21 protein-coding genes are annotated in these 20,705 nt (G+C 72.1%); 13 read left to right on the plus strand and 8 right to left on the minus strand.

The window, feature by feature from the left end; all coding sequences use genetic code 11:
* Nucleotides 1–96: 96 nt before the first annotated feature.
* A complete protein-coding gene (locus tag RFN52_RS08280) occupies nt 97–1,746 on the plus strand; it encodes a serine/threonine-protein kinase (protein WP_311240922.1) in 1,650 nt (549 codons plus the stop codon).
* A 4-nt stretch (nt 1,747–1,750) separates the two neighbouring features.
* Here RFN52_RS08280 and RFN52_RS08285 read toward each other — a convergent pair whose 3' ends face one another.
* A complete protein-coding gene (locus RFN52_RS08285) occupies nt 1,751–2,557 on the minus strand; it encodes an SGNH/GDSL hydrolase family protein (protein ID WP_184844418.1) in 807 nt (268 codons plus the stop codon).
* A gap of 336 nt (nt 2,558–2,893) precedes the next feature.
* Here RFN52_RS08285 and RFN52_RS08290 point away from each other — a divergent pair, with 336 nt between their 5' ends.
* The 7 genes from RFN52_RS08290 to RFN52_RS08320 all read left to right on the plus strand — a co-directional run bounded on the left by RFN52_RS08290 (nt 2,894) and on the right by RFN52_RS08320 (nt 9,711).
* A complete protein-coding gene (locus RFN52_RS08290; protein WP_184844421.1) occupies nt 2,894–4,099 on the plus strand; it encodes a S8 family peptidase in 1,206 nt (401 codons plus the stop codon).
* A gap of 479 nt (nt 4,100–4,578) precedes the next feature.
* Entirely contained in the window at nt 4,579–5,400 is an 822-nt protein-coding gene (locus tag RFN52_RS08295) for a glycosyltransferase family 2 protein (protein WP_184844424.1), read from the plus strand.
* Nucleotides 5,397–6,395 (plus strand): glycosyltransferase family 2 protein, encoded by a 999-nt coding sequence (locus RFN52_RS08300; RefSeq protein WP_184844427.1) that lies wholly within the window; start codon nt 5,397–5,399, stop codon nt 6,393–6,395. The genes RFN52_RS08295 and RFN52_RS08300 overlap by 4 nt, the downstream gene beginning before the upstream one ends.
* Nucleotides 6,388–7,188, plus strand: a complete 801-nt coding sequence (locus RFN52_RS08305) for a polysaccharide deacetylase family protein (protein WP_184844430.1) — start codon at nt 6,388–6,390, stop codon at nt 7,186–7,188. The genes RFN52_RS08300 and RFN52_RS08305 overlap by 8 nt, the downstream gene beginning before the upstream one ends.
* 75 nt (nt 7,189–7,263) lie before the next feature.
* Entirely contained in the window at nt 7,264–8,358 is a 1,095-nt protein-coding gene (locus tag RFN52_RS08310) for a DUF5925 domain-containing protein (protein WP_184844433.1), read from the plus strand.
* A gap of 136 nt (nt 8,359–8,494) precedes the next feature.
* Nucleotides 8,495–8,890, plus strand: coding sequence for a hypothetical protein (locus tag RFN52_RS08315; protein WP_184844436.1), 396 nt, complete (start codon nt 8,495–8,497; stop codon nt 8,888–8,890).
* A 44-nt stretch (nt 8,891–8,934) separates the two neighbouring features.
* Complete coding sequence (locus RFN52_RS08320) at nt 8,935–9,711, plus strand: DUF72 domain-containing protein (protein WP_184844439.1); 777 nt, start codon at nt 8,935–8,937, stop codon at nt 9,709–9,711.
* A 7-nt stretch (nt 9,712–9,718) separates the two neighbouring features.
* Here the strand turns inward: RFN52_RS08320 and RFN52_RS08325 are convergent, their stop codons facing one another.
* Nucleotides 9,719–10,087, minus strand: a complete 369-nt coding sequence (locus RFN52_RS08325) for a GntR family transcriptional regulator (RefSeq protein ID WP_184844442.1) — start codon at nt 10,085–10,087, stop codon at nt 9,719–9,721.
* A gap of 71 nt (nt 10,088–10,158) precedes the next feature.
* Between RFN52_RS08325 and RFN52_RS08330 the strand changes: the two genes are divergently transcribed.
* The gene (locus RFN52_RS08330) at nt 10,159–11,088 is read left to right on the plus strand and encodes a GNAT family N-acetyltransferase (RefSeq protein ID WP_184844445.1); all 930 of its coding nucleotides are present in this window, start codon (nt 10,159–10,161) and stop codon (nt 11,086–11,088) included.
* The gene (locus RFN52_RS08335) at nt 11,069–11,569 is read left to right on the plus strand and encodes a ribonuclease FAU-1 family protein (RefSeq protein WP_184844449.1); all 501 of its coding nucleotides are present in this window, start codon (nt 11,069–11,071) and stop codon (nt 11,567–11,569) included. Before RFN52_RS08330 ends, RFN52_RS08335 begins: the two co-directional genes overlap by 20 nt.
* Here the strand turns inward: RFN52_RS08335 and RFN52_RS08340 are convergent.
* A complete protein-coding gene (locus tag RFN52_RS08340; RefSeq protein WP_184844454.1) occupies nt 11,528–12,160 on the minus strand; it encodes a class I SAM-dependent methyltransferase in 633 nt (210 codons plus the stop codon). The genes RFN52_RS08335 and RFN52_RS08340 overlap by 42 nt on opposite strands.
* Before the next feature lie 139 nt (nt 12,161–12,299).
* On the opposite strand from RFN52_RS08340, the gene RFN52_RS08345 reads away from it, so the two are divergent.
* A complete protein-coding gene (locus RFN52_RS08345; RefSeq protein ID WP_107308287.1) occupies nt 12,300–12,434 on the plus strand; it encodes a hypothetical protein in 135 nt (44 codons plus the stop codon).
* A gap of 30 nt (nt 12,435–12,464) precedes the next feature.
* Here RFN52_RS08345 and RFN52_RS08350 read toward each other — a convergent pair whose 3' ends face one another.
* Complete coding sequence (locus RFN52_RS08350; RefSeq protein WP_184844457.1) at nt 12,465–12,914, minus strand: GNAT family N-acetyltransferase; 450 nt, start codon at nt 12,912–12,914, stop codon at nt 12,465–12,467.
* Nucleotides 12,915–13,094: 180 nt separating this feature from the next.
* On the opposite strand from RFN52_RS08350, the gene RFN52_RS08355 reads away from it, so the two are divergent.
* Nucleotides 13,095–14,114: a lytic polysaccharide monooxygenase auxiliary activity family 9 protein gene (locus RFN52_RS08355; protein WP_184844460.1), complete on the plus strand. Its 1,020-nt coding sequence runs from the start codon at nt 13,095–13,097 to the stop codon at nt 14,112–14,114.
* A 108-nt stretch (nt 14,115–14,222) separates the two neighbouring features.
* Here RFN52_RS08355 and RFN52_RS08360 read toward each other — a convergent pair whose 3' ends face one another.
* Together RFN52_RS08360 and RFN52_RS08365 are read right to left on the minus strand one after the other, a co-directional pair.
* Nucleotides 14,223–15,083, minus strand: a complete 861-nt coding sequence (locus tag RFN52_RS08360) for an esterase/lipase family protein (protein WP_184844463.1) — start codon at nt 15,081–15,083, stop codon at nt 14,223–14,225.
* Nucleotides 15,084–15,255: 172 nt separating this feature from the next.
* The gene (locus RFN52_RS08365) at nt 15,256–15,702 is read right to left on the minus strand and encodes a MarR family winged helix-turn-helix transcriptional regulator (protein WP_184844466.1); all 447 of its coding nucleotides are present in this window, start codon (nt 15,700–15,702) and stop codon (nt 15,256–15,258) included.
* A gap of 79 nt (nt 15,703–15,781) precedes the next feature.
* On the opposite strand from RFN52_RS08365, the gene RFN52_RS08370 reads away from it, so the two are divergent.
* Nucleotides 15,782–16,156, plus strand: a complete 375-nt coding sequence (locus RFN52_RS08370; RefSeq protein ID WP_184844469.1) for a cupin domain-containing protein — start codon at nt 15,782–15,784, stop codon at nt 16,154–16,156.
* Nucleotides 16,157–16,172: 16 nt separating this feature from the next.
* On the opposite strand, the gene RFN52_RS08375 is transcribed toward RFN52_RS08370, so the two are convergent.
* Both RFN52_RS08375 and RFN52_RS08380 read right to left on the minus strand, forming a co-directional pair.
* Nucleotides 16,173–17,156, minus strand: a complete 984-nt coding sequence (locus RFN52_RS08375; RefSeq protein ID WP_184844472.1) for a DNA polymerase Y family protein — start codon at nt 17,154–17,156, stop codon at nt 16,173–16,175.
* On the minus strand, nt 17,153–20,647 hold the full coding sequence (locus RFN52_RS08380) for a DNA polymerase III subunit alpha (RefSeq protein WP_184844474.1): 3,495 nt from the start codon (nt 20,645–20,647) through the stop codon (nt 17,153–17,155). The genes RFN52_RS08375 and RFN52_RS08380 overlap by 4 nt, the downstream gene beginning before the upstream one ends.
* Nucleotides 20,648–20,705 lie beyond the last annotated feature (58 nt).

Genomic DNA, 20,705 nt, shown 5'->3' on the forward strand with positions numbered 1-20,705 from the left:
CGGACGTCAGGAGAAATGCGGACGTCGTGAGGAAATCCGACCTCGTGGGGAAAACACACCCCATGGAGATTTCGCCCGGCTGCGAATGGGGGCGCCGTGTTCGAAGAACCGGGCCATGAGCGTGTGATCGCCGGCCGCTACCGGCTGCTGGCGCCGCTCGGCGAGGGCGGCATGGGAACGGTGTGGCGCGCCCGCGACGAGGTGCTGCACCGCGAGGTGGCCGTCAAGGAGGTGCGCGCCCCGTCCGGGCTGGCGGGGGACGACGTGCAGCGGATGTACGCCCGGCTGGAGCGTGAGGCGTGGGCCGCGGCCCGGGTCGCCAACCACAACGTGGTGACGGTGTACGACGTGGCGACGGACGACAACCGGCCGTGGATCGTCATGGAACTGGTGCGCGGACTCTCCCTGGCGGAGGTCCTGGACGCCGAGGGCCCGATGACACCGCAGCGTGCCGCGCACGTCGGCGCCGAGGTGCTGTCCGCGCTGCGAGCGGCGCACGAGGCCGGGGTACTGCACCGCGACGTGAAGCCGGCCAACGTGCTGATCTCGAACGACGGCCGGATCGTGCTCACCGACTTCGGCATCGCCATGGTCGAGGGCAGCTCGGCGCTGACCATGACCGGGGAGGTCATCGGCTCTCCTGAGTTCCTCGCCCCGGAGCGGGCGCTCGGCCGTACGCCGGGCCCGGAGTCGGACCTGTGGTCGCTCGGGGTGCTGCTGTACGCGGCAGTCGAGGGCATCTCCCCCTTCCGTCACGACACCCCGCTGAGCACCCTGCGGGCGATCGTCGACGAGGAGCTGCCGCCGCCGTACCGGGCGGGTCCGCTCGCCCCGGTGATCGAGGGGCTGCTGCGCAAGGACCCCGAGCAGCGGCTGCCGCCCGAGCGGGCCGAGCAGGATCTGCGGGCCGTCGCGGCGGGCGGCTCGCCGGGCCCGGACCTGACGCGGGCGGTGGCGTTCCCACCGACCGTCGCGGGCCACCCCGAGCCCGCTCCCACACCCCCGATGCCGTTCCCCGGCTCGTCTGCGGCCTCCGGGCCGACCGCCGCCACGGCGGCCACCGGCCCGGACCGGGACCGCAGGACCGGGCGGGTGCTGGTCGCCGGCGTGATCGCGCTGGCGCTCGCGGTGGGCGGTCTGACGTACGCGCTGCTCAACAACGGGGACGGTTCCGACGGCAAGGACCAGGGCGCCGGGGACACCACGCCCACGGCTGCCGAGAGTCCGCCGGAGAACACCGCGACCGAGAAGTCCAGCCCGTCGCCGACCCCGAGCGAGAGCAAGGAGAGCAGTCCGCCGCCGCAGTCGGTGCGGGTCGCCCTGGAGGGCCGGCGCACGGACTACGCGGGCACCTGTCCGCCGCCGAACGCGCAGGCGCCGGAGTTCACGGCGACGCTCACGGTGGGGCGGCTGCCGGCCGAGGTGAGCTACCGCTGGGTGACGCGGGACGGCCAGGTGCTGGACGGGGGCTGGAAGACGCTGTCGTTCGCGGAGGGCGGCGGCCGTTCGCAGCGGGACACGGTGCGGGTGACGACCGAGGCGGAGACCGGGACGTTCGAGAACGAGATCAGCGTCGAGGTGCGGGAGCCGGTGCGGACGACGTCCGAGTCGGTGCCGTTCTCCGTGTCCTGCGAGGCGGAGACCCCGACGGGCGGGGCCTCCCCTTCTCCTTCCGACTCGGACTCGGACTCGGGCCCGGACGCGGAATCGGACTCGGACTCCGGCTCCGGCTCCGGCTCCGGCTGAGCGGTCAGTCGTTGCTGTTGAGCACCGGCAGGTAGCCGCCCGACTGGCCCGGTGCCTTCGGGTGGTACGACTCGCCGATGTTGAGCCAGCTGACGCTGTGCAGCCAGGAGTCGCCGGAGCAGATCTCGTGGCCGGTGAAGGTGGAGCGGACGTCGCCGAAGGCGAAGCCGTGGTTCGCGGCGCGCTTGGCGATGGCGGTGTTGAGGTGGTCGGAGGCGTCGTTGATGGCCTTGCGCTTGGTCTCGGACAGACCGAGGCAGGTGGCGCCGAGCTTGTAGAAGCGGGGGTAGCCGAGGACCACGACCCGGGCGGCGGGGGCCTTGGTGCGGATGGCCGAGTACACGCCGTCGAGCTTGCCGGGGAGCGTGGAGTCGACGTACGCCCGCGCGGTGTTGATGCGGGAGACGCAGGCGCTGTCGGACTGGGTGACACAGGTCGTCATGACGTCGGCGAATCCGGCGTCGTTGCCGCCGACGCTGATCGAGACGAGGGCGGTGGAGGCGCTGAGCGGAGTGAGCTGATTCGCGAGAACATCACCCGTTCGGGCGCCCGAGCAGGCGGTGAAGGCGAAGGTCGAGGGTGAGTTGGCGGCGGCCCAGAGGTAGGGATAGGCCTTGGTGCTGCGCTTGCAGTCGCCGCTGGAGCTGATGTAGCTGCCCGCTCCGACTCCGGAGGAGTAGGAGTCACCGAGCGCCACGTAGCCGCCAGTTGCGGCGAGTGAGGACGCCTGCGCCGTCGCCGCCCCGGTGAGGGCGGTGCCGACGGCGAGGAGGAGCGAGCTCACGAGGACGACAAGTCGGGAACGTCTCATGGAACCTCCCTTTAGCAGGATCTCTGCCATAACCGTGGTAGCAGCTACGCGTGTTGACAGGAAGTGTCCATGCCAAGTCTTTTCGGTCCATCCCCGGACGCTTGGCACGTTCCCCACACCTTGTGTTACGCGTCAGGGCTCTCTTGTTACGTGCCCATGACAGATTTGTTGACGGATGCTCAACTCTCTTGTTCTACGCCAGTAGTTGGTCGACGCTTTACTCCGGCCGGGAGCGGAACGCGACGCTCCCGGGCCGTGTGCGCGAGCACGCGCACATCCCCCACATGACGCGCGCCCCACCCAGGCGCGCGCCGCCTAGAGGAGGACTCCCTCGTAATGGCACAACTGCGTAGCAAGAGAATCGGGTTCGCCGCACTCACCTCGCTGGCGACCGCCGCCCTCGTCGGCGGGCTCACCGCCCTTCCCGCCCAGGCCGCGCCCGCCGAGGGCCGGGTGCTCGCCGCGGACTCCCCGACCGCGATCAAGGACAGCTACCTGGTCACGCTCAAGAAGAGCGCCGGCCTGAAGGCCGCCTCGGCCGCGGGCCAGGGGCTGGTGAAGGAGTACGGCGGCTCGGTCGACAAGACGTTCGGCAAGGCGCTGAACGGCTACTCCGCCACCCTCTCCGCCACCGAGGCCCGGCGCCTGGCCGCCGACCCGGCGGTGGCCTCCGTCGAGCAGAACCAGCGGGTCGGACTCGCCGCCACCCAGACCAACGCCCCCTGGGGCCTGGACCGCATCGACCAGGCCTCGCTCCCGCTGTCCGGCACCTACACCTACCCGGACAGCGCGGGCAGCGGCGTGACGGTCTACGTCATCGACACCGGTGTGCGCATCACCCACCAGCAGATCAGCGGCCGTGCCGCACACGGCTACGACGCGGTCGACGGCGACAGCAACGCCTCCGACGGCAACGGCCACGGCACCCACGTGGCCACCACCATCGCGGGCTCGACCTACGGCGTCGCCAAGAAGGCGAAGATCGTGGGCGTGCGGGTGCTGAACAACAGCGGCTCCGGCACCACGGCCGGTGTGATCGCCGGCATCGACTGGGTGACGAAGAACCACTCCGGCCCCTCGGTGGCCAACATGTCGCTCGGCGGCGGCGCCTCCGCCACCCTGGACACGGCCGTCCGCAACTCCATAGCCAGCGGCGTCACGTATGCCGTCGCCGCGGGCAACAGCAGCACCACCGCCTCCTCGTCCTCCCCGGCCCGGGTCGCCGAGGCGATCACGGTCGGTGCCACCACCAGCACGGACGCCAAGGCGAGCTACTCCAACTACGGCTCCGCGCTGGACATCTTCGCGCCCGGCTCCTCCATCACGGCCGGTTGGCACACCGGCGACACCGCGACCAACACCATCTCCGGCACCTCGATGGCGACCCCGCACGTCGCTGGCGCGGCGGCGGTCTACCTGGCGGGCCACACCTCGTCCACCCCGGCCCAGGTCGCCACGGCCCTGGTGAACGGCGCCGTCACCGGCAAGGTCACCAGCGCGGGTTCGGGCTCGCCGAACCGGCTGCTGCAGCTCGTGCAGTGACCGCGGACCGCACCGGCACCTGAACATGCGTTCCCCGGAGGCCCTGATCGCCTCCGGGGAACGCATGTTTATGCGAAGGGAACGTGCAACTTGCGTCGCACAAGGCGCCTGCCGCAACGGCCAAACCAACAAAAACGTGAGGGGCCGTTCCAGGTCTTGCCATACGGGTTCAATCGTCAATACCGTCATACATCTCACCCGCATCGGTCCGTCAGTACGCGGCTCTAGGGGAGGGCTCAAGGACCGCGACGAACCGGCGCGGGGCGCGGTAGGGGGGTGCCGTGCTCGGTGACCGCACGTGGTGACCGGGCCGTGCCGCGCGGTCGGCTGCCGTTTTCGCGGCCGGCCAGCTTTGCCAGCTCACCCGGCGTGCCCGAAGTTCCATGTCGGCGTGCCTCGAGTGAGAACCCCCCTTTCGAACCGGATTGGATCCGGACTGCCCTGGGGGGGCGGTCCACCGGACGAGAGGGACCAGACTCATGAGCTCAGTTCTGCAGCCGGCCGCCGCGGAGCAGCATCCGCCGCTCGCCGGGAAGTACCGGCCCGTCTCCTCGCACCTGGCCATCGCGCCGCCGGTGAGCGTGGTCATCCCGGCCATGAACGAGGCGGAGAACCTTCCGTACGTCTTCAAGTCCCTGCCCGACTGGATACACGAAGTGGTCCTGGTCGACGGCAACTCCACCGACAACACCGTCCAGGTGGCCCGCGAGCTGTGGCCCGAGGTGAAGGTCGTCGAGCAGCGCGGCAAGGGCAAGGGCGACGCCCTGATCACCGGGTTCCAGGCCTGCACCGGCGACATCATCGTGATGGTCGACGCGGACGGCTCGGCGGACGGCGGGGAGATCCTCTCCTACGTCTCCGCCCTGGTCTCCGGCGCGGACTTCGCCAAGGGCTCCCGCTTCGCCAACGGCGGCGGCACCGACGACATGACCTTCATCCGCAAGATGGGCAACTGGGCACTGTGCACGGTCGTCAACCGCAAGTTCGGCGCCCGCTACACCGACCTCTGCTACGGCTACAACGCGTTCTGGCGGCACTGCCTCGACAAGATCGACCTCGACTGCACCGGCTTCGAGGTCGAGACCCTGATGAACATCCGCGTCGTCAAGGCCGGGCTGAAGGTGCAGGAGATCCCGAGCCACGAATACCTCCGCATCCACGGCGTCAGCAATCTGCGGGCCGTGCGGGACGGACTGCGCGTGCTCCGGGTGATCCTTCAGGAGCGCTCCAACCGCCGTGCCCTGCGCCGCCGTTCGCCCCAGTCTCCGATGCTGGACGCGATGCGGGGAGAGGTGTCTTGAGCGGTCCCGGCATCTCCGTCGTGATCTGCGCGTACACCGAGGACCGCTGGGAGGACATCCTCGCCGCGGTCTCCTCGGTCCACGCGCAGTCACAGCCGGCCCTGGAGACGCTGCTGGTCGTCGATCACAACGAGACGCTCCGGGAGCGGCTGGCCAAGGAGTACAAGGACTCCTCCGAGGGGTCCGTGGTGCGGGTGCTCGCCAACGCGGGCCCCCGCGGGCTGTCCGCCGGCCGCAACACCGGCATCGCCGCGGCCCGCGGCGAGATCGTGGCCTTCCTCGACGACGACGCCGTGGCCGAGCGCGACTGGCTGCGGCACTTCGCCGAGGCGTACGCCGACGAGCGGGTGATGGCGGTGGGCGGGCGCACGGTGCCGGTCTGGGCGTCGGGGCGGCGGCCGGACTGGTTCCCGGAGGAGTTCGACTGGGTGGTGGGCTGCACGTACCGGGGCCTGCCGCGCGGCCGGGTCCGGGTGCGCAACGTGCTCGGCGGCAACGCCTCGTTCCGCCGCAGCGCCTTCGACGCGGCGGGCGGCTTCGCCACCGGCATCGGCCGGGACGGCGACAAGCGCCCGCTGGGCTGCGAGGAGACGGAACTGTGCATCCGCCTCAGCCGCGCCCGGCCCGAGGCGGTGCTGCTGATCGACGACCGGGCGGTGATCCACCACCGGGTGCCCGAGATCCGCGAGCACTTCCGCTACTTCCGCACCCGCACCTACGCCGAGGGCCTGTCCAAGGCCCTGGTGGCGCGCAGCGTCGGCGCCGGGAAGGGCTTGGAGTCGGAGCGCCGGTACGCCACGCGGGTCCTGCCGGCCGGGGTGGCGCGGGGGCTGCGGGACGCCCTGCTGGCCCGGCCGGGCGGTGCGGGCCGGGCGGGTGCGATCGTGGCCGGGGTGCTGACGGCGGCGGGCGGTTACGTCGTGGGCAGCGTCCGGGCGCGCCGGGGCGGGACCACGTTCCGGGTGCCCGCGGTGGGGGTGGCGGCCCGTGAGTGACGTCCGTGTACCGATCCTCATGTACCACGCGGTGGCGACCGAGCCGAACGAGGCGACCCGCGCCCTGTCGGTGACCCCGGAGGCGTTCGCCGAGCAGATGGCGGTGCTCGCCGACCGGGGCCTCACGCCGGTCACCACGGCCGAACTGGCGGCGTGCTGGCGTTCCGGCCGCGCGCTGCCCGAGCGGCCCGTCCTCATCACCTTCGACGACGGCTACGAGGGCGTGCACCGGCACGCCCTCCCCGCCCTGGCCAAGCACGGTTTCCCGGCCACCCTGTTCGTCTCGACCGGGTGGCTCAGGGGGCCGTACGACACCGGGGGCGGCCTGGACACCATGCTGGACTGGGACCAGGTGCGCGAACTCGCGGCGGCGGGCGTCGAGATCGGCGGGCACAGCCACAGCCACCCGCAGCTCGACCAGGTCTCCGACGCCACCCTGCGGTTCGAGCTGATCCACTGCAAGGAGATCGTCTCGGACCAGCTGGGCACCGTCCCGGCCTCGTTCGCCTACCCCTACGGCTACTCCAGCCGCCGGGTCCGGCAGGCGGTGCGCGAGACGGGCTACGCCCAGGCCCTCGCCGTCGGCAACGGGCTCGCGCGGCGCGCGCAGGGGCCCTACGCACTGCGGCGGGTGACGGTGCGCCGCAGCACGGGCATCGAGGAGTTCGAGCGGGTCGTCGAGGGCCGCGCGATCGCCCGTACGTTCGCCGGGGACCGTGCCCTGACCAAGGGGTACGCCGTCGTCCGCAGGGTCCGGCAGGCGCGCCGGCTGGTCTCCCGCTCACTGGGCTGACCTGCACAAGGGCGACATGCCGCGTGCACCGGGAAACCGGGTGCACGCGGCCTCCCCGTGCCGGATCATGGCGGCATGTCTGGAAACCCGCACGAGGCGCTGCCGATCCGGCTCAACGTCGACGACTCCGACTCCCCGTCCGACGTCGTCGACGCGCTGTTCCTCGGCCGCTTCGCGACGGGCGAGCAGCCGTTCTCCCACGCGGTGAACATCGACCGCGTGCGGTCCGGTGCGACGCTGATGCCGCCCGGCGCCCGGGTGCTGCGCGTCGCCCGGGACGACGACCGCAGCGCGACGCTCGCCGAGGGCGACGGCTGGACGCTGCTGGTCTCCCGCTGGAACCGGGGCGCCGACGTCACGGTGACGGCGACCGGCGAGGAACTCGCGAAGAAGATCCTCGACCAGGCCACGGACGGCGCGGCCGACGAGCCCGAACCGCAGCCGGAGAACGTCACGATGGGCTTCTGGTACGTCTCCCCGCGCCGCGGCCCGCACCGCACCACCCGGCAGATCGCGGCGGGCACCTGGGACGAGGTCCGTCCCAACTACACCGCGCCGGTGGCGGACGCCATGGACCGCCTGATGAAGACGACCCCGGAGGACATCGCGGGCCGTCTCCTGCTGCTGCACGGCCCGCCGGGCACCGGCAAGACCTCGGCGCTGCGGACGCTGGCCCGGTCCTGGCGCGACTGGTGCCAGGTGGACTGCGTCCTGGACCCCGAGCGGCTCTTCTCCGACGTCGGCTACCTCATGGACATCGCCATCGGCGAGGAGGACGCGACGGGCAAGGGCCGCTGGCGGCTGCTGCTCCTGGAGGACTGCGACGAACTGATCCGCGGCGAGGCCAAGCACACGGCGGGCCAGGCGCTTTCGAGGCTGCTGAACCTGACGGACGGCCTGCTCGGCCAGGGGCGCAACGTCCTGGTCGGGGTCACGACCAACGAGGACCTGGAGCGCCTGCACCCGGCCGTGGTCCGCCCGGGCCGCTGCCTCGCCCGGATCGAGGTCGGTCCGCTGACCCGCCGCGAGGCGGTGACCTGGCTGGGCCATGAGGAGGGCGTCGGCCGCGAGGGCGCGACGCTGGCGGAGCTGTACGCGCTGCGCCGGGGCACGTCCCCGACGTCCCTGCCGGAGCCGCGCGGGGGCGTCGACGCGGGGCTGTATCTGTAGCGGGGGCACACCACCGGGCTCTGTGCGCGACCTTGCCGGGTTCGCTCACAACCGCTTCTCACCTCCCTGTTACCCGGGCGTGCCAAGGTGTGCCGCGGAGCGACGTCGCGCTCCGTAGGGACCAGGGAGGCCTCTGATGGCGCACACGGCGCCCACCGTGTTCAGCGAACCCGCCCACCGCGTCGCACGGTGGGTCCTGCCCGTCGTGCTCGGTGTCGTCTACGGCAACTGGGTCGCGGTGAACCGGCGTCACGGTGGCCCGATCACCGGAGCGTATGTGGCGTCGGGCGTCTGGAGTGCGCTCGCCTTCACGGCGCTCTGCATCGCCGTGGTCCAGGTCCTCCGGCGTCTCCGGCGCGATCTGCACGCTCTGCACGCCCTGCTGCGGGCCGTCTTCGCCGGTGTCGCACTGGGTTTCCTCTACAGTCAGACCGGCGACGACATCCGGCCCGTGGTCATCACTGCGCTGCTGGTCACGGTGGCCCTCTTCCTGCTGCTGTTCTACCGCTTCCACACGCGCGCCGACGCGTAGCCGCCCCGGCCGCCCTCCGGAGCCTGCGGTGCTTTGATAGGGATATGACCCTGTTCGTCGGCACGTCCGGGTGGCAGTACAAGGACTGGCGGGACGTCCTGTATCCGTCCGGGCTGCCGATGCGGCTCTGGCTGGAGGAGTACGCGGGGCACTTCGCCACCGTCGAGATCAACAACGCCTTCTACCGGCTGCCGGCCCGGGAGACCTTCGAGGACTGGCGGGGGCGGGTGCCCGGGGACTTCGTCGTCGCGGTCAAGGCGAGCCGCTACCTGACCCACATCAAGCGGCTCAAGGACCCCGAGGAGCCGGTGCACCGCCTGATGAGCCACGCGGCGGGCCTCGGCGACCGTCTCGGCCCGGTCCTGCTCCAGCTCCCGCCCACGCTGCGCGCCGACCCGGGCCTGCTGGACGCGTGCCTGGCCTGCTTCCCGGCCCCGACCCGGGTGGCGGTCGAGCCGCGCCACGACTCCTGGTGGACCCCGCAGGTCCGCCGCGTCCTGGAGTCCCGGCGTGCCGCCCTGTGCTGGGCCGACGTCCTGGCCCGCCCGGCCACGCCGCTGTGGCGCACCACCGACTGGGGCTACGTCCGCTTCCACCAGGGCCGCGCCCGGCCCTGGCCCCGCTACGGCCGTCGCTCGCTGGCCACCTGGCTCGACCGCATCGCCACGACGTGGTCGGGCGGCGAGGACGTCTTCGCGTACTTCAACAACGACCCGGGCGGCGCGGCGGTGGAGGACGCGATGGCGTTCGCACGGACGGGGAGGTCGGCGGGGCTGGACATCACGCGGACACCGGAGCGCCTGGCACAGCGGTCCGGTTAGGACTCCCCTAGTCCCCGTGCACCGCCCGCAGGGCGTCCCGTACCGCGGCGAGCGCGACGTCCTCGCCCAGCCCGAGCCTTCTGGCCCGCTCCGCGTAGGCCTGTGCGGCCGATGCCAGTTCGCGGTCCGCCGCCGAGCCGGCGGCGGCCACGAACGTGCCGTTGCGGCCCCGCGTCTCGATCACCCCGTCCGCCTCCAGCGCCCGGTACGCCTTGGCGACCGTGTTCGCGGCGAGTCCCAGCGACTCGGCCAGTCCCCGCACGGTCGGCAGCCGGTACCCCACCGGCAGCGCACCCGACCGGGCCTGCTCGGAGATCCGCGCCCGCACCTGCTCGTACGGCGGGGCGCTGTCGTCGATGTCGATCTTCAAGGTCACAGCCCGATTGTCGCGCACCCGACGGAAAATGAGAGGCACCGAGGACGGGCCCACGCGTAGCGTGCGTCTCCATGACCATGATCGTGCGCGACCTGCGTCCCGACGTCCGAGCCGACGCCGAGGGGTTCTCCGAGACCCGTCGCCTCGCCCTTCCGTACATGCTCTCCACACCGGAGTCCGTGGTGCACACCCTGACGCACGCGCACCCGGACGCCCACTTCGGGCAGCTCATCGCCGAGGAGGACGGCGAGATCATCGGCACGGCGCAGATCAGCGTCGCCCACGAAAGCCCGGAGCCCGGCCAGGGCTCCGCCAACATCTACGTGCGCCCCGGCCACACGGGCCGCGGCGCCGGCTCGCTCCTGCTGCGCACCGCGGAGGAGTGCCTGGGACGGCTGGGCGTCACGAAGCTGTTCACCTGGGTGCTGGACGAGCCGGACAACCGCGCGTTCGCCGAGCGGCACGGCTTCCGGGCCAGCCGTTCCGCCTGGTTCCTGCGCCTCGACCTGGCGGCCGGGTCCCTGCCGCCCCGCCAGGACCCGCCGGCGGGCGTCGAGCTGCGCACCGCCGCCGACTTCGCGGACGACCCGCGCCCCGTGTTCGAGCTGGACGCGGAGGCCTCGTCGGACGAACCGAGCGACATCGACGTGGACCTGACGGACTACGAGGCCTGGATCGAGGAGACCTGGAAGCAACCGCTCCTGGACCGCGACCTGACCACGATCGCGGTCGTCGACGGACGCCTCGCCGCCTTCAGCGCGGCGTACACCGACGGCGGCTCCCGTTACGCCACCGCCATGACCGGCACCGCCCGCGCGTTCCGGGGCCGGGGCCTGGCGAAGCTCGCCAAGAACGACTCCCTGCACCGCGCCCGCGCCGCGGGGTACACGGAGGCGTTCACCGGCAACGACACCGGCAACGAGCCGATGATCGCCATCAACAAGTGGTTCGGCTACGAGACCTGCGCGAAGGAAATACGGTATGTCCGCGAACTCGGCTGACCGGCTCCCGCTCCTGGACGTCGTGCTCGTCAAGGCGGGCCGTACGAAGATCCGTTACACCGGCGAGCTGCTGACGGACGACGGCACGCGCCTGGCGGTCCGCGCCGCCTGGGCGGGCTCCGGCGTCCGCGACTTCGGCTTCGTCCGCTTCGAGCCCGGGGACGTCTTCACGGAGTACTACTGGCGCGACCGCTGGTACGCGATCAAGGAGGTCCGCTCCGCCACGGGCGCGCTGAAGGGCTGGTACTGCGACATCACCCGCCCCGCCGTGCGTTCCGGGCCGGAGCTGGTCGTGGAGGATCTCGACCTGGACCTGTGGCGCTCGGCGGACGGCCTGGACGTACGGCGCCTGGACGAGGACGAGTTCGCCGAGAGCGGCCTCGCCGAGACGGATCCGGAGGCGGCACGGGCCGCCCTGGCCGCGCTCGACGAGCTGGAGTCACTCGCCCGCGGCGGCGACTTCACCGCACTCCTGGCCTGACGTCCGGACCTGCGCGATCACCGCGTACCGCTCGTCCGTCACCTCCCTGCCCCACAGCGACGGATCGCCCGACAGCCGCTCCAGGCGCACCGGCGCGGCGACCGGGGCGAGGAGACCGGTGAGCCGCTCCGCCGGTATGCCGACGGGGGCGGCGCTTCCCCATACGCCCTCGATCAGAACGAGCCGCCCACCCGGCCGCAGCAGGCCGCACCAGTGCCTGAGGGCGCGGCCGGGGTCGGGCAGGGCCCACAGGACGTGCCGGACGAGCACGGCGTCGAAGCGCTGCTCCCCGACCGGCGGTGCCGCGGCGTCACCGACCAGGAACACCGCGTCACGCCCGGCGAGTTTCTCCCTGGCGAGCGTCACCATCGCCGCCGAGAGGTCCACGCCCGTCACCCGGTGTCCCTGCTCGGACGCGAGGAGCGACAGGCTTCCGGTGCCGCAGCCGAGGTCGAGGACGTCTCCCGCCCGGGCGGGCAGCCAGTCGCGCAGCCGCCCGGCCCAGGCACGGCGCACCTCGGGGTCGCGCAGGCCGTGGTCCGGCTCCTCGTCGAAGGAGGCGGCCTCGGCGTCCCAGTCCACGTTCGTCATGGGCCCAAGAGTGACACCCGCCACTGACACTCGAATCGTGACTGCCGCCACTGACAGACCAGGAGCGATGAGTAACCCTCCCCCGAAAGGTCTACCTCCGTGAGAACGCGGAACCCGGTAGACCCTTAAGGAGGCAGCCATGCGCCGTGTGACCGTGCAGAAGCCCCTGAAGAAGACGGACGTCCGCCGGGTCCGCGACGAGGCCGACGAGCGCCCCGCCGGGCGCCCCGAGGTCCGCAAGGACATCGCCCGCACGTGGTGGCCGGACGCCTGAGCGGCCGGTGCCGGTCATGAGACGCACGCCTCAGAGCAGCCGCTTGCGGTAGTGGACGCGGTCGTATGGCCCGTCCACGCGGCGCTCCACCAGTTCGTAGCCGTATCTCGGATAGATCCGCTGGTTCTCCCACATCAGCGCGTTCGTGTACAGCCTGACCTCGGGCAGGCCCAGCGCACGCGCGTGTGCGTCCACGAAGCGGAGCAGCCGCCGCCCCACTCCCCCGCCGTGCGCGGTGGGGTGGACGGCGATGGTGTCGAGGAAGAGATGGTCCGCGAACGCCTCGGCCACGACGAGCCCGGTCACGGGATCGCCCGTCACGAACACCTTGCCCGCGGCCACGTTCGCCGCGTGGTCCTCCTCCATGGGCTGCGGCACGCGCCCGATGCGCTCGATGTAGGGGCGGAAGGCCGCGTCGATCACCTCCGCGACGACCGGTACGTCGGCGGCCCCGGCCGGCCGGATCTCCTCGTCTGCCATTCCGTGACGGTACCTACCTGATGCCAGTCCGAACACTCCCTTAAGCGGGCCATAAGGATCTCCTCCACCCGCCCTCAGCAGGCGATTTCACGGTTTTCAGGGGCTAGCTTCGGATCACCCCACGGGATCCGGCCCACCCGGGCACGGACCTGTCCCATGAACCGTTCGAGGAGTTCCCGCATGACCGCACGTCGCCAGGTGGCCACCGTCGCAGCCCTCGGCAGCCTCCCGCTCGCCCTGACCGCGCTGACCGCCGCCCCGGCCGCCGCGCACGGTTCGATGGGCGACCCGGTCAGCCGGGTCTCGCAGTGCTACGCCGAGGGTCCCGAGAGCCCGAAGTCGGCCGCGTGCAAGGCGGCGGTCGCGGCGGGCGGCACCCAGGCCCTCTACGACTGGAACGGCATCCGCATCGGCGACGCGGGCGGCCGGCACCAGCGGCTCATACCGGACGGCAAGCTCTGCAGCGCGAACAACGCGGAGTTCAAGGGGCTCGACCTCCCCCGCGCCGACTGGCCCGCGACCGGCGTCCGCAGCGGCTCGCACACCTTCAAGTACCGTGTGACGGCCCCTCACAAGGGCACCTTCAAGGTCTACATCACCAAGCCCGGCTACAACCCGGCCAAGCCGCTCGCCTGGAAGGACCTGGATCTCGCGAAGCCGGTCGCGACGTCCACCGACCCGGCCGCCACCGGCGGCTTCTACACCTTCTCCGGCACCCTGCCCCAGCGCTCCGGCAAGCACCTGCTGTACGCGGTCTGGCAGCGGTCCGACAGCCCGGAGGCGTTCTACTCCTGCTCGGACGTCAGCTTCGGCGGCGGTGGCGGCGCGGCAGGCGGCGGCAGCTCGGCAGGCGCCGCCGCTCCGGCCCCGTCCGCCTCCGCTCCCAGCGAGAAGCAGATCAAGGACGGCAACGCCAAGTCGACCGTCGAGCACCACGGGCACGGCGACAACGACCCCAGCACCTCGGCGGAGCCGGCGGCGGCTCCGAAGCAGAGCACGCCGAACCGGCCGAAGGCCGCCGCACCCGCGCCCAACCGGCCCGAGGCTGCCGGTGCCACGGAGAACCTCGCCGAGACCGGCGGTGACAGCACCACCCCGTACGTCGCGATCGGCGGCGCGGCGGCGCTGGCGCTGGGCGCCTCGGCCCTGTTCCTCTCGGCCAGGCGCCGGACGGTGAGCGGCGGCCGCCAGGGCCGCTGACCCTCACCGCCCCATGACCCGGGGCCTGTCCGGCGGCTCAGGCCGGGCAGGCCCCGAAACGTTTCCCTGGCACGTGTCAACAGACGACACGTCAATGGGTGACACGTGTCATTCGAAGGCCGAAAGACACGTGGTGGGCGTGGCCCGCCCCGGATCGAGGGCGTTGGCCACCTCGTGGAAGACGACCCGGTCCAGCAGACCGACGGCCACGTGCTCGGACAGGTCGACACCGCACAGGTCCTGGAGCAGGACGTTGCGCACGTCCGGCCCGTTCAGGTACTGGCTGCGCCACGGCGTGACCACCTCGTCGTACTTGGTGGCGATGACGGTGTACCGCACGCCGGGCACGGTGTCGCCGCCCGCGTTGAGCTTGGCGAGGAAGGCGGAGCCGGTGACCTGGTCGGCGAGGGCGGGGGTGTTCTTCGACAGCAGGTCCGCCGCGCCCGGGAAGTAGGGCAGCAGCTTGGTGAAGCCGTTCAGGTCGGTGCCGTGGTTGCTGGGCGCGATGCCGACCAGGGCGTTCACCTTGGCGGCTCCGCCGAGGAACTTCAGGTAGTAGCGGGGCATCATGCCGCCCTGCGAGTGCCCGACAACATCGGTCTCGGCGGCGCCGGTCGCGGCGAGCACCTTGTCGACGAAGCCCTTCAGCTGTCCGGCTGACTTCTCGGCGGGTCCGAGGCCGTGGAAGAAGGGGACGCCCTCCAACTGGCCGTAGTCGAGGGAGAAGACGCAGTAGCCGCGGACCTTCAGGTAGGGGGCGAGACCGAGCCAGTTGTCGACGGAGTTCCCGAGGGTGCCGTGGACGAGGACGACGGGGCGGGGGTGGGCGGCGGACGGCTTGCAGGAGTAGTCGTTCCAGCCGGAGCTCGGGGCGCCGGCGGCCTGGGCGGTGGTGGCGGGGACGGTGACGGCCGCGGCGGTCAGCAGCAGCGCGGCCAGGGGTCTGAGCACTCGTTTCCAGGGCAGCATCGGGTGATCTCCTTGCGGCTCAAGGGGGATGCGACGGCACTGGGCCCTGTGATCCGGATCACGAGGATGCTGTTCACTCGTCAAGTTACGGGCGAGTAGTCAAACTGGGAAGTTACGCGTCAGTAAAAACTTGCAGCGATAACCGGCGCGCGAGGCCTGGGCCGACACGCCGTCACCAAGCAGGCCGGATGGGCCCGTGCGGTGCGATGCGCAGCAACTGCCGCCCCAGCGAGCGCACTTCCCGCTCCCCCAGCAGTTCCCCCCACTCCCGCACGGCTTCCGCGGCCGCCTCCTCCGCGGCCCGGGTGCAGGCCCAGCCCCGCTCGGTCAGCACGACCAGCCGCGCCCGCGCGTCCTCGGGGTGCGGCCGGCGCTCGGCGTACCCCTTGCGCACCATCTCGTCGACGAGCTGGCTCGCGGCCTGCTTGGTCACCCCGAGGTGGGCGGCGAGGTCGGTGACCGTGGCGCCGTCCGGGGCGAGCCGGGCGAAGGCGAAGCCGTGCGCCGGCCGCACCCCTTCGAAGCCGCGGGCGAGCACGCCCTCGTGGATGCGTTGCGTGAGCCCGCCGGCGACGGCGAGCAGGGCGGCGGACAGGGCCATGGCCTCGGAGTTCTGCACGCATGCATTGAAACACCCTTGACGCAACGGTCAAGTAGCTTGACTATATAGTCAAGTTACTTGACCACTTGGAGGCATCGTGCCCATCGTCCGATCGTCCGAAGCCGTCGTCCACGAGATCCACGGCGCCCGTTTCGTCTCGTACGCCACCCCGGCCAGCGGCAGCAAGGAGCTGTGCGCCTGGCGGGGTGAGATCCCGGCCGGCCTCAAGGCGCCCGCGCACACGGTCAGCCGGGAGGAGATCTTCCATCTGCTCGACGGCGAGTTGCTGATCACCCTCGACGGCCGCACCGAGCGGATCGCCGCGGGTGACACGGTGATCATCAACCCCAGCGCCACCCTGACCGTCGAGAACCCGACCGACCGGACCGCGTACTCCTGGGTCACCACCTCCATCGGTCTGGAGGCACGGCTGGCCGACGGCACCCGCATCGTGCCGCCGTGGGCCAACTGACGTCACGGGCAGGGATCTACGCCGCCCGTCCCCCTAGCCCCCCGGGCATCACCGCCCGCGGGCCGAACTTGGCCCGCGCCTGGTCCGCGATCTCTTCGATACGGCGGACCTTCTCGTCCACCGGGTCGAAGGTCAGCTGGTGGGAGGCCCGGTCGGCGGGGTCGAGCCCCTCGGCGCGCAGGGCGACGGCCCGCACCCGGGCCCGCTGCAGCCCGAGCGTCTCGTACATGCCGTACGCGGCCCTGGTCAGCGCCGGGGAGTGCGCGGTCGGTTCGGTCAGGGTGCGGCTGCGGGTGGTGGCGGACCGGTCGGCGTAGCGCACGGTGAGGGTGAGCGTGCGGCAGACCTTCTCCAGGGCGCGCAGGCGGGCGCCGAGCTCCTCGGCGGCCGACAGCAGCGCCCGGCGGTGCCGGTCCGGGTCCAGCTCGTCGCGCCCGAAGGGGCGTTCCGCCGCGAGGGACCGGGAGACGGCGTTCGGTACGACCCGGCCTCGGTCGATGCCGTTCGCCTTCTCGCGCAGCTCACGGCCGGCCTTCGCGCCGATCAGCCGTTGCAGTGTGGACAGCGGTGCGGCGGCGACCCGGCCGAGGGTGTCGAGACCGTAGTCGCCCAGCGTGCGGGCGGTCGCGCTGCCCACACCGGGCAGCGCGGCGACGGGCTTGTCCGCGAGGAACTCCGCGATGGCGCCCTGCTCCTCGGGCACCGTACGCGTCACCCCGGGCGCGGCCTCGTCCAGCGCCATCCGGGCCAGCATCGGCCCGGGCCCGGCCCCGATCACACAGTCGACGCCGTGCAGCGCGAGCGACCGCACCCGGATCACCGAGGCCAGTTCGACGGCGTCCCGCCGGAAGTACCGCTCGGCGCCGCGCAGGTCGGCCAGCGCCCCGTCCGGCGGCAGGGCCTGGACGACGGGGGTGAACTCCTCCAGCATCCCGAGCAGATGGGGCAGATCCGCCTCGCTCGTCGGAGACAGCTGGAAACGTACGCAGAGGATGGTCATCCCGCACTCCCCGGACTCTGGTGCCACAACTTTCTTCCGACCGCCGCGGGCCCTTCCCCCGCGGGACGCAGATCGGCCCAGGGGTGCATCTCGTACCCCGTGGTCATGCGGATCTTCCGCTGCTCCATCGGGTCCTGGGCCGCGGAACCCGTCGGCGCGGGCGCCCCTTCCGAGCCGGCGAGCCGCCGGCGCACCGCCCCGTCACCGCCGTCGCCGGAACCACCGTGATCACCGCCGCCGGCCAGCCGGGCCGCGACCCCCTCCAGCCCCTCCTCCCGGCGCACTTCCAGCAGGTCCGCGAGGTTCCAGGCGGCGGCGCCCACCACGCTGAGACTGCGCGGGCCGCGGCGCTGCACCACTCCGCGCACCAGCAGCAGCCAGGAGTGGAAGACGGTGTGGGCGCAGGCGTCGTGGGAGTCGTCGAAGAAGGCGAGGTCGACCAGACCCGTGCCGTCGTCCAGGGTGGAGAAGATGACGCGCTTGCCGGACCGGATCGGCGGCGTCTGGGTGGCCGCCTTGGCGCCCGCGACCAGCACGGTCTCCCCGTGCCGGGCCTCGCGCAGCCGCCGCGCCGAGACGACGCCCAGCTCGTCGAGGAAGGCGCGGTGATCGTCCATCAGATTGCGCGAGGCGTCCATGGACAGCACGCCCAGCTCTGCGCTGAGCCGTTCCGAGGAGGTGAGGTCGGGCAGTCCGGCCGGTGCGGTCTCGCGCCCCCCGGCCAGGGGGAGCTGGCCGCCGCCCCCGCCCCGGGCACCCCGGTGCAGTTCGGTCAGATGCAGTTGCAGATCGCGGCGGTTGGCGCCGAACGCGTCCAGCGCTCCCACCTGCGCGAGCCGCTGGGCCAGCGGACGGCTGGGCCGGCCCCGCTCCCAGAAGTCGACCAGCGAGGCGTACGGCTGGCCCTCGGCGATCCGCGCCGCCTCGGCCTCGCTGATGCCGTGGACATCGGAGAGGGCGAGCCTCATCCCCCATTTACCGGACACCAGTTCGATACGGTGTGCGACTCCCGACGCGTTCACGTCCAACGGCAGCACGGGCACCCCGCGCCGCCGCGCATCCGCCAGCAGCAGCCGCTTCGGGTACATCCCGGGATCGTGCGTGAGCAGCCCGGCGTAAAAGGCGGCCGGATGATGCGTTTTCAGCCACGCCGACTGGTAGGTCGGCACGGCGAAGGCGACCGCGTGCGCCTTGCAGAAGCCGTAGCTGCCGAAGGCCTCGACGATCTCCCAGGTCCGCTGAATCGTTTCCGCGTCATAGCCGTTCACCGCCGCGTGCTGCGCGAACCACACCTTGATCCGCTGCTGCGACTCCGGGTCCGACAGCCCGCGCCGCACCCGGTCGGCCTCGCCTCGCCCGCAGCCGGTCATGATGCCGACGATGTCGATGATCTGCTCGTGGAAGACGACGACCCCGTACGTGTCCCGCAGCGGCCCCTCCAGATCAGGGTGCGGATACCGGATCGGCGCCCGCCCGTGCCGCGCTTCGATGAACGGCCGCACCATGTCGGCGGCGACCGGACCGGGGCGGAACAGCGAGATGTCGACGACGAGGTCGTGGAACGTGGCCGGCTGGAGCCGCCCGACCAGATCCCGCTGCCCGGGCGACTCGATCTGGAAGCACCCGAGCGTCTCGGTCGACCGGATCAGCCGGTACGTCTCCGGATCCCCCGGCGCCAGGGCGTCCAGATCGACCCTCACCCCCGACACCCGCTCCACTTCCTCCACCGCGTGCGCCATGGCCGACTGCATCCGCACGCCCAGCACGTCGAGCTTCAGCAGGCCGAGGTCCTCGACGTCGTCCTTGTCGAACTGCGACATCGGAAAGCCCTCGCCGCTGGTCGGCATGACCGGCGTACGCGCCAGCAGGGAGGCGTCGGACAGCAGCACCCCGCACGGGTGCATGGCCACCCCGCGCGGCAGGGCGTCCAGCCCCTCGACCAGTTCCCACAGCCTTCCGTACTTCTCCTTCTCCCCCGCCAGCGCGCGCAGCTCGGGCAGTTCCTCCAACGCCGCGCGGGCGTCCCGCGCCCGGATATGGGGAAAGGACTTGGCCACCCGGTCGATCTCGGCCGGGTCCATGGACAGGGCGGCCCCCACATCCCGGATCGCGTGCCGCACGCGATACGTCTCCGGCATCGCGACCGTCGCGACCCGCTCGGTGCCGAACCGGTCGATGATCGCCCGGTAGACCTCCAGCCGCCGCGCGGACTCCACGTCGATGTCGATGTCGGGCAGCACGACCCGCTCCTTCGACAGGAACCGCTCCATCAGCAGCCGGTGCTCGATCGGATCGGCGTGCGCGATGCCGAGCAGATGGTTGACGAGCGAGCCGGCCCCGGACCCCCGGGCGGCGACCCGGACGCCCATCTTCCGTACGTCCTCCACCACCTGGGAGACGGTCAGGAAGTAGGAGGCGAAGCCGTGGTGGGCGATGATGTCCAGCTCGTGGTGCATCCGCTCCCAGTACTCCCGCCGCCGGTCGTATCCGCGCAGCACCATCCCCGCCGCCGCCCGCGAGGCAAGGGCGCGCTGGGCGGTCCGCCGCCCGGCACCGACCAGATGCGGCTCGGGGAAGTGGACGGTGCCGATCCCGAGATCGTCCTCGGGATCGACCAGGCACGCGGCGGCCGTGGCCTCCGTCTGCTCCACCAGCCGGTGAGCGGTCTCCCGCCGGAACCCCGCGGCCTCCACGATCCGCTCCGCCGCAGCGAGCATGTCCCCGGCGCCCTTGAGCCAGGCCTCACCGGAGTCCAGCCCCTTGGCCGGGTCGATGGGCACCAGCAGCCGGGCCGCGTCCAGCACGTCGGCGACCGGCCCGAGACCCGGATCGGCGTACCGCACCGCGTTGGTGAGCACGGGCCGGATCCGCTGCTCGGCGGCGAACCCGACGGTCCGGGCGGCCAGCCGCAGCGACCCCGGCCCCGTACCCTCCCGGCCGTGCCAGACGGCCTCCAGCCGCAGGGCGTCGCCGTAGACGTCACGCCAGGGCGCGAGCAGTCGCGCCGCACGGTCGGGCCGCCCCGCGGCCAGGGCGCGCCCGACGTCCGATCCGGGCCCGAGCAGCACGGTCAGCCCCTCGGCGTGATTGCGCTCCCAGGGCAGCAGGGGCGTCCCCTCCCCCTCATGAGCAGCCGAGACGAGCCGGCACAGGTCCGCCCACCCCCGGGCGCCGTCCCGGGCGAGAAAGGTCACACGGGGAGCCGACTCGTCGACAAAGGCACCACCCCGCACCGGGGTCCGGCGCCGCACCCGCCGCTCGCTCCCGGGCTCCGCACCCGCCACGGCCAGATCGGCCCCGAACAGCGGCCGGACCCCCGCCTTCCCACAGGCTTTCGAGAACCGGACCGCGCCGGCGAGCGTGTCGCGATCGGTGAGCGCCAGGGCGTCCATGCCCCGCTCGGAGGCACGCTCGGCCAGCCGTTCCGGGTGCGAGGCTCCATAGCGCAACGAGAATCCGGAGACGGTGTGCAGATGCGTGAACCCCGGCACACGCACCTCCCGCACTTGTGAGCCACACCAGCTCTCGAACATCTGTTCCCAGCTACCT

This window comes from Streptomyces collinus (assembly GCF_031348265.1).
GTDB lineage: Bacteria > Actinomycetota > Actinomycetes > Streptomycetales > Streptomycetaceae > Streptomyces > Streptomyces collinus.

Bases quoted from the DNA above. Each gene is read 5' to 3' on its own strand.
- RFN52_RS08285 (WP_184844418.1), bottom strand. From the start codon at position 2,557: ATGAGACGTTCCCGACTTGTCGTCCTCGTGAGCTCGCTCCTCCTCGCC.
- RFN52_RS08290 (WP_184844421.1), top strand. From the start codon at position 2,894: ATGGCACAACTGCGTAGCAAGAGAATCGGGTTCGCCGCACTCACCTCG.
- RFN52_RS08295 (WP_184844424.1), top strand. From the start codon at position 4,579: ATGAGCTCAGTTCTGCAGCCGGCCGCCGCGGAGCAGCATCCGCCGCTC.
- RFN52_RS08310 (WP_184844433.1), top strand. From the start codon at position 7,264: ATGTCTGGAAACCCGCACGAGGCGCTGCCGATCCGGCTCAACGTCGAC.
- RFN52_RS08315 (WP_184844436.1), top strand. From the start codon at position 8,495: ATGGCGCACACGGCGCCCACCGTGTTCAGCGAACCCGCCCACCGCGTC.
- RFN52_RS08320 (WP_184844439.1), top strand. From the start codon at position 8,935: ATGACCCTGTTCGTCGGCACGTCCGGGTGGCAGTACAAGGACTGGCGG.
- RFN52_RS08330 (WP_184844445.1), top strand. From the start codon at position 10,159: ATGACCATGATCGTGCGCGACCTGCGTCCCGACGTCCGAGCCGACGCC.
- RFN52_RS08335 (WP_184844449.1), top strand. From the start codon at position 11,069: ATGTCCGCGAACTCGGCTGACCGGCTCCCGCTCCTGGACGTCGTGCTC.
- RFN52_RS08340 (WP_184844454.1), bottom strand. From the start codon at position 12,160: ATGACGAACGTGGACTGGGACGCCGAGGCCGCCTCCTTCGACGAGGAG.
- RFN52_RS08345 (WP_107308287.1), top strand. From the start codon at position 12,300: ATGCGCCGTGTGACCGTGCAGAAGCCCCTGAAGAAGACGGACGTCCGC.
- RFN52_RS08350 (WP_184844457.1), bottom strand. From the start codon at position 12,914: ATGGCAGACGAGGAGATCCGGCCGGCCGGGGCCGCCGACGTACCGGTC.
- RFN52_RS08355 (WP_184844460.1), top strand. From the start codon at position 13,095: ATGACCGCACGTCGCCAGGTGGCCACCGTCGCAGCCCTCGGCAGCCTC.
- RFN52_RS08360 (WP_184844463.1), bottom strand. From the start codon at position 15,083: ATGCTGCCCTGGAAACGAGTGCTCAGACCCCTGGCCGCGCTGCTGCTG.
- RFN52_RS08375 (WP_184844472.1), bottom strand. From the start codon at position 17,156: ATGACCATCCTCTGCGTACGTTTCCAGCTGTCTCCGACGAGCGAGGCG.